This window comes from Protofrankia sp. Cr1, assembly GCF_963555865.1.
GTDB lineage: Bacteria > Actinomycetota > Actinomycetes > Frankiales > Frankiaceae > Protofrankia.
Window position 1 is genome coordinate 1 of sequence record NZ_CAUVXO010000367.1, and the last position, 5280, is coordinate 5280.

Sequence of the window (5280 nt, forward strand, 5' to 3'; positions counted from 1 at the left end):
CCTTACGAGAGCCCGGGGCGCGTAGCTCAGCGGGAGAGCGCTCGCCTTACAAGCGAGTGGTCGCAGGTTCGATCCCTGCCGCGCCCACCACACCTCGCTGACCTGCGAGTGACCGTACTAATAATGATGTACTGGGTCAAGCTGTGCGCTCAGTGACCTGCTAACTTTCCCGGTATGGGAGACCTGCGCGAGGGCATCGACCCCCTCTGGGACCTGCTGCTCGTCGGGTGGGACCGCACCCTCGAGGCCATGGGTAGGAGTGTCAGGACCAGGACGATCTACCACGATGCGGGTATGGCCATGGTGACGTGGCTCACAGGGCTGGACGACCCGCCGGGGGAACCCTGCGAGATCACCAAGGCCCAGGTCGAGACCTTCCTGATCTGGTTTGGCAGCACCCCCACGCCGAGGTGTCCTGACGGCCGCGGCGACGCATACACAAACCAGACATTCCGTGCACTCCAACAGTGGTTTGCGTGGCTGCTGGATGAGGGCGAGATCGAACATTCGCCTATGGAGCGGATGAAACCTCCGCAGGTGGCAGGGAAATTGGTCCCGCTCGTCGCGGTCGACCAGGTCAAGGCTCTGCTTGCCGTCTGTACCGGCAAGGGCCTGATCGACCGCCGCGACGCGGCGATCATCCGGGTGCTCGCCGACACCGGCGGACGCCGCGGCGAAGTCGCCAAGCTGACGGTCGAGGACGTCGACCTCGGCCGCAAATTGATCTACGTGACCGGGAAAGGGGGCCGGCCCCGGCAGGTCGCGATCGGGACCAACACGACCCTGGCGATCTCCCGTTACCTGCGCGTCCGCGCCAAGGAAAAACAGGCCGGGCGCCCCGAGCTCTGGCTAGCGGAAAAGGGCCGCGGGGCGCTTGGAGCTGATGGCCTACGCCAAATGCTCGACCGCCGCGCCGCACGGGCAGGTATCGGAAAGATCCACCCACACATGTTCCGGCACACGCTCGCGGACGCCTGGCTTGACGCCGGCGGAGACGAGCAGGGCCTGGCCGACCACATGGGCTGGTCCACCACCCAGATGGTCGCCCGGTACGGGGCCATCGGCCGGGCCCGGCGAGCCCAGAACACTCACGGCCGCTTGGGCTTGGGTGATCGGTTCTGAGCTCCGGTTTTCCGTATTGACAACCTGCGGTATCGCTCTCTATGTTTTCCATATCGAAAACCTGTTTAGGGAGTGCGTCATGGCCGACACCGGAGGGCGCCCAACAGTGGGTGGCGTCATATCAACGGCCGTCGGGGAGGCCCGGCTGGCCCGAGTGGACGAGTGGGCGGCCGAGCAGGGCCGCACCCGCGCGGCCGCAATCCGGGAGCTGCTCGACGCCGGCATCGACCGGACGCGCGGATGGGACACGTTCCACCGCATCCCCCCCACGAGGAGCCTGTTCCCCGGACTGCAGGTCGGGATGTTCCAGCCCGGCATGGAGGTGCACCGTGGCTGGTGGTGGCACGCCACCGGCGTGCCCGGCGACTCGGGGAGATCCACCCGCGCCTACAAAACGGAGCGGGAGGCGCAGATCGCGGCCCAGCAATGGCTCGTCGAGACCTACGGCGGGCCCTGGTCGGTCGTCGACCAGGACGACCGCGTTGTCGCAGTCGCCGACCTCGCCGATGCGACACGGGTGATCGCTGCACTGGGCGCGGTAGCGGGTTTCGGCCGGATCAGCGACACCCGCCGGCGCGACGGGGTGTACCGCGTCACCGTCAGTGCAGCGGACGGGGCAACCCGCGCCTACCAGGTGCGGAAGGGCGCCGGCGATGGATCGCACTGAGGCGCGCCGCCTCCGTGAGCAAGGGCTCAGCTTGGCTGAGATCGGCCGGAGGATGAATCGATCCAAGGGCGCGGTTTCGAACACGTTACGAACGCCAGATCCGCCGCCTCCGGCCGTGAGCCGGGACGAAATGCTCCGCTATTCAACAGAGGGACTCAGCTCACAGGAGGTCGCAGATCGCCACGGGATCGCCCAAGTAACCGTCCATTATTGGTTAGATCGTTATCAGATCGCGCTGGCCGACTATGGGCCGGACCAGCTGGACGAGCAGTCAGTCGCGAAATTGCGTCGCTGGTACAGCGACGAGGGGGACACGGTTGAACAGATCGCCGAGCGTCTCGACATCTCCGAATCGTGGACGCTTCGCCTGCTCCTCCAAGCGGGGGCTGAGCTGCGGCGCCCCGGCCGGCAGCCGGGACGCTGACCCCAGACGCCAAAAGGCCGGCACCCCGCCGTGAGGCGAGGTGCCGGTTGAGTTTGTACTGGTTATCAGGCGGCTACACCGGGACGATCACATCGCCCTTGGGCCTGGATGATCGATTCTGAGCCTCAGTTTTCCATCCTGACGGGGGAACCGTGGCGACGGCGGGTGGTGGTGGCGTGGCCATGGTGCTATCCGACCAAGATCAACACTCGGGTTGAGACCGAAGATAGTTAGTTGAGTTAAGCAAGTATATAGGCATTGATCAAGACCAAGTCTTCACTGGAATTGATCAATGCTTATATACTTGCTTAGTACATACATGTATCCCTTGATCACACCCTCCTTGATCGCTCCCTGTCCGACCAAAATCGGGCGGGGAGCGCCCCCCTTGATCATTCGTGCGCCCAGCGGTTGCGGGCCTGGGGGCAGCGGGTGGTGCCGGCACCCGCGCAGGTGACGCAGTCCGTGTCATCCTCGAGGGCGCCGTCGCCCTCGCACTCTGCGCAGGTGACCTCTCTGCCACCGTCACAGAAGACACAGAGGCTGTTGTCGGGGGTGTACTCCTCTCCGCAGCAGACGGTGTTGACGTAGATCCCCTTGTGGAGGATCACTCCCGGGTGGAGGGTCTGGGTGAGGAGCTGGGCTGGGATCTCGTACTTGGCGGTGGTGGCGGTCATTTTGTTTCCCTTCTCTCTGGTGTGACACCATCTTATACGCATGCGTGGTGGAATGGCAAGGCGGGAGCAAAGATTCTTTCGTTCATTTTGCCCGCCAATAACACTTGCCTTGTTACACGCGTCTGTGGTACATTGGAATCCCGTGCTGCGATCCTAGATCAACTTAGCGGATTCGACCCTTGCACGGCAACACTCATGCGTGGTACTGTGACGTCACACGAGAAGGGGGCACGGATGGACACCACGCAGACCAGGACGGGACTGTGGGAGGACTCGGATCCGGTCCTGTGGCGCCGTGCAGCCAGCGACTGGCGAGCGCTATGGATCTCTGATGAGGTTGGGCGGCGAGGCCGCCAGGCACTCACCGACGATCTCGGTTACGCCGGACCCAGCAAGATCGACACTTTGCAGGCGCAGGGTCGTCGCCTGCGCGCCGACGCGGCGGCGGGTGATCGCGAGGCGATTGATCGCCTCACTCGCGCTGAGGATCTTGGTCGGATTTTGACCGCCCGCCAATAACCCTTGCCTTGCTACACGCGTGCGTGGTACATGGGAATCCCGTGCTGCGGTTATAGGACGCCCTAGCAAGGTTGATCTTGATCGACTATCCCGTGGATGGAGCTGCCGCACACGGGTGCTCGCCGGGGCCGATCGTGTCGTACAGCAGAACCGCTGCGGCGCCCCGGCCGGCAGCCGGGATGCTGACCCCACGCCAAAAAGCCGGCACCCCGCCGTGAGGCGGGGTGCCGGTTGATGTTTGGTACCGGTGACCAGACCGGCTACACCGGGACGATCACATCGCCCTCCCACACGAGTAGAAGCCGCGCGTCATCCCAGGTGAGATATGCCCGGCCGGCAACTCCCCACGACGGCCCCCAGGAGTTCGTCAGCCAAATGCGGCCCCGAGCGACGTCGACCTCGTCGATGAGGTACTCGTGGCCGCCGGCGGGCGTGCCCGCCGGGTAGATCCGGCCGTCCGGGTCCGGAGTGAACATCGCCGCCCGCCATATCGTCCCGAACAGAATCGGTCCACGCTGAAGGGCTGTCAGGGCTGCGCGCAGCCCGAACGCGTGCCGGTAGCGGGTGATCTCCCCCTGGGCGCGCAGCGCCTTCGCCACGCCGAGCCCGGTGCTGCCGGTGTCGTCCGGCGGGTACTGACCGGGCGGGTACACGTTGTCCAGTCGGGTGGCGGCCTCATACAGCGCTAGGGCGTCGTCTTCGACGATCCCCGGGTCGCCCTTGCGGGTGGCCGTGTCGGTGCCAAGCCAGCCCGCGGCGGCCTGCCCGGTGCAGCTGCCGATGGAGCCCTGGTCGAAGACGGGGCAGCGTCGGGTCCAGCGGATCGACTGCAGCGCGCCATGCGGCAGGCCCGCGACCGCGTAGGCCAGGGAGCGCGGGTCGTGCTCGCGATGCCGTCCGAGCCGGCACGGATTGGCCGCGGTCTCGGGCAGGATGTCGATGATGATCCCGCTCATCGGGTGGCCTCCGTCCCTGCCGGTAGGAGCGCGGCCGTATGGGGATCGCCCACACCGCTCGCGGCCAGGCCCTTGAGCGCGGACAGCGCACCGCTGAACACCATGATCAATTCCGGCGGCCAGCCGAGTGTGGTGACCGGAACCACCGCCGCGGCCGATTGGGCCGCGGTCCAGAGGGTGCGCTCGAGAACATCCCAGGTCAGCCGGGAACCCTGGCCGGTGCTCGTGGCCAGCGCACGGGCCGAGGTCACCAGCGTCGCGGCCGGGACAGCCCACCACACCGACAGGCCGCTGAGCTCAGCGGTGGCGAGACCGAGGAGGGCGGCAACGACGGTGGCGGCAACCCGGGTGAGGAGATCACGCTGGTAGCGGGTCATGCGGCGCTCCTCAGGTGAGGGCCGCGGTCCACGCCGCAGCCCAGGTGACGGGCCCCACCCGGCCATCAACAGCCAGGCCCTTCTCAGCCTGGAAGGCCCAGGTGACCGTCGCGGTCCGTGGGCCGAACTGCCCGTCGACGTCGATCGCCCAGCCGCGGGCACGCATCTGCCCCTGCCATTGCGTGATCCCCACCCGGTCCGTGAGGGCATAGAACCCGGAGTGGTTCCGCGGATCCGCGTCCGGTGGCCCGTACCAGTGCCCGGCGGGCAGCGGGAACGCGGGGGCGACAGGGCGAGCCGGCGGCGGAGCGACGATCGGAGTGGGCGCCGGCGGTAGGCCCGCGAGGACCGCCGCGGCCCCCGGGATGACGACGTCCAGGAGCTGGCGCAGCCGGACCGGGCCTGGGCAGACGTGGTGAGCCAGGTTCCAGTCGGCGAACTGCGCGTGGTAGCCGAGCCCTCGGCCGGCGGGGCTGGTCACGAGCTCACAGGGACTGCCGGTCTGCCGGCACCAGGTTGCGGTCAGGCTGATCAGCGC

Annotated in this window: 8 protein-coding genes and 1 tRNA gene; 5 read left to right on the top strand and 4 right to left on the bottom strand. The window is 66.9% G+C overall.

The window, feature by feature from the left end; all coding sequences use genetic code 11:
- The first annotated feature begins 15 nt into the window (after nucleotides 1-15).
- The 4 genes from U9980_RS21440 (at nucleotide 16) to U9980_RS21455 (ending at nucleotide 2213) form a co-directional block, all read left to right on the top strand.
- A tRNA-Val gene (locus U9980_RS21440) sits at nucleotides 16-90 on the top strand.
- 84 nt (nucleotides 91-174) lie between these two features.
- Nucleotides 175-1122, top strand: coding sequence for a tyrosine-type recombinase/integrase (locus U9980_RS21445; RefSeq protein WP_322769566.1), 948 nt, complete (start codon nucleotides 175-177; stop codon nucleotides 1120-1122).
- 79 nt (nucleotides 1123-1201) lie between these two features.
- On the top strand, nucleotides 1202-1789 hold the full coding sequence (locus U9980_RS21450) for a hypothetical protein (RefSeq protein ID WP_322769567.1): 588 nt from the start codon (nucleotides 1202-1204) through the stop codon (nucleotides 1787-1789).
- On the top strand, nucleotides 1776-2213 hold the full coding sequence (locus U9980_RS21455) for a helix-turn-helix domain-containing protein (protein ID WP_322769568.1): 438 nt from the start codon (nucleotides 1776-1778) through the stop codon (nucleotides 2211-2213). Before U9980_RS21450 ends, U9980_RS21455 begins: the two co-directional genes overlap by 14 nt.
- A 392-nt stretch (nucleotides 2214-2605) precedes the next feature.
- Here U9980_RS21455 and U9980_RS21460 read toward each other — a convergent pair whose 3' ends face one another.
- Complete coding sequence (locus U9980_RS21460) at nucleotides 2606-2890, bottom strand: hypothetical protein (RefSeq protein ID WP_322769569.1); 285 nt, start codon at nucleotides 2888-2890, stop codon at nucleotides 2606-2608.
- A gap of 234 nt (nucleotides 2891-3124) precedes the next feature.
- Between U9980_RS21460 and U9980_RS21465 the strand changes: the two genes are divergently transcribed.
- On the top strand, nucleotides 3125-3409 hold the full coding sequence (locus tag U9980_RS21465; protein WP_322769570.1) for a hypothetical protein: 285 nt from the start codon (nucleotides 3125-3127) through the stop codon (nucleotides 3407-3409).
- Between the two features lie 260 nt (nucleotides 3410-3669).
- On the opposite strand, the gene U9980_RS21470 is transcribed toward U9980_RS21465, so the two are convergent.
- The 3 genes from U9980_RS21470 to U9980_RS21480 form a co-directional block, all read right to left on the bottom strand.
- Nucleotides 3670-4365, bottom strand: coding sequence for a hypothetical protein (locus U9980_RS21470; protein ID WP_322769571.1), 696 nt, complete (start codon nucleotides 4363-4365; stop codon nucleotides 3670-3672).
- Entirely contained in the window at nucleotides 4362-4742 is a 381-nt protein-coding gene (locus tag U9980_RS21475) for a hypothetical protein (RefSeq protein ID WP_322769572.1), read from the bottom strand. The genes U9980_RS21470 and U9980_RS21475 overlap by 4 nt, the downstream gene beginning before the upstream one ends.
- 10 nt (nucleotides 4743-4752) lie before the next feature.
- The coding region (locus U9980_RS21480; RefSeq protein ID WP_322769573.1) for a peptidoglycan-binding domain-containing protein at nucleotides 4753-5280 on the bottom strand (528 nt) is incomplete at its 5' end.

Bases quoted from the DNA above. Each gene is read 5' to 3' on its own strand.
- U9980_RS21460 (WP_322769569.1), bottom strand. From the start codon at position 2,890: ATGACCGCCACCACCGCCAAGTACGAGATCCCAGCCCAGCTCCTCACC.
- U9980_RS21475 (WP_322769572.1), bottom strand. From the start codon at position 4,742: ATGACCCGCTACCAGCGTGATCTCCTCACCCGGGTTGCCGCCACCGTC.
- U9980_RS21455 (WP_322769568.1), top strand. From the start codon at position 1,776: ATGGATCGCACTGAGGCGCGCCGCCTCCGTGAGCAAGGGCTCAGCTTG.
- U9980_RS21445 (WP_322769566.1), top strand. From the start codon at position 175: ATGGGAGACCTGCGCGAGGGCATCGACCCCCTCTGGGACCTGCTGCTC.
- U9980_RS21450 (WP_322769567.1), top strand. From the start codon at position 1,202: ATGGCCGACACCGGAGGGCGCCCAACAGTGGGTGGCGTCATATCAACG.
- U9980_RS21465 (WP_322769570.1), top strand. From the start codon at position 3,125: ATGGACACCACGCAGACCAGGACGGGACTGTGGGAGGACTCGGATCCG.
- U9980_RS21470 (WP_322769571.1), bottom strand. From the start codon at position 4,365: ATGAGCGGGATCATCATCGACATCCTGCCCGAGACCGCGGCCAATCCG.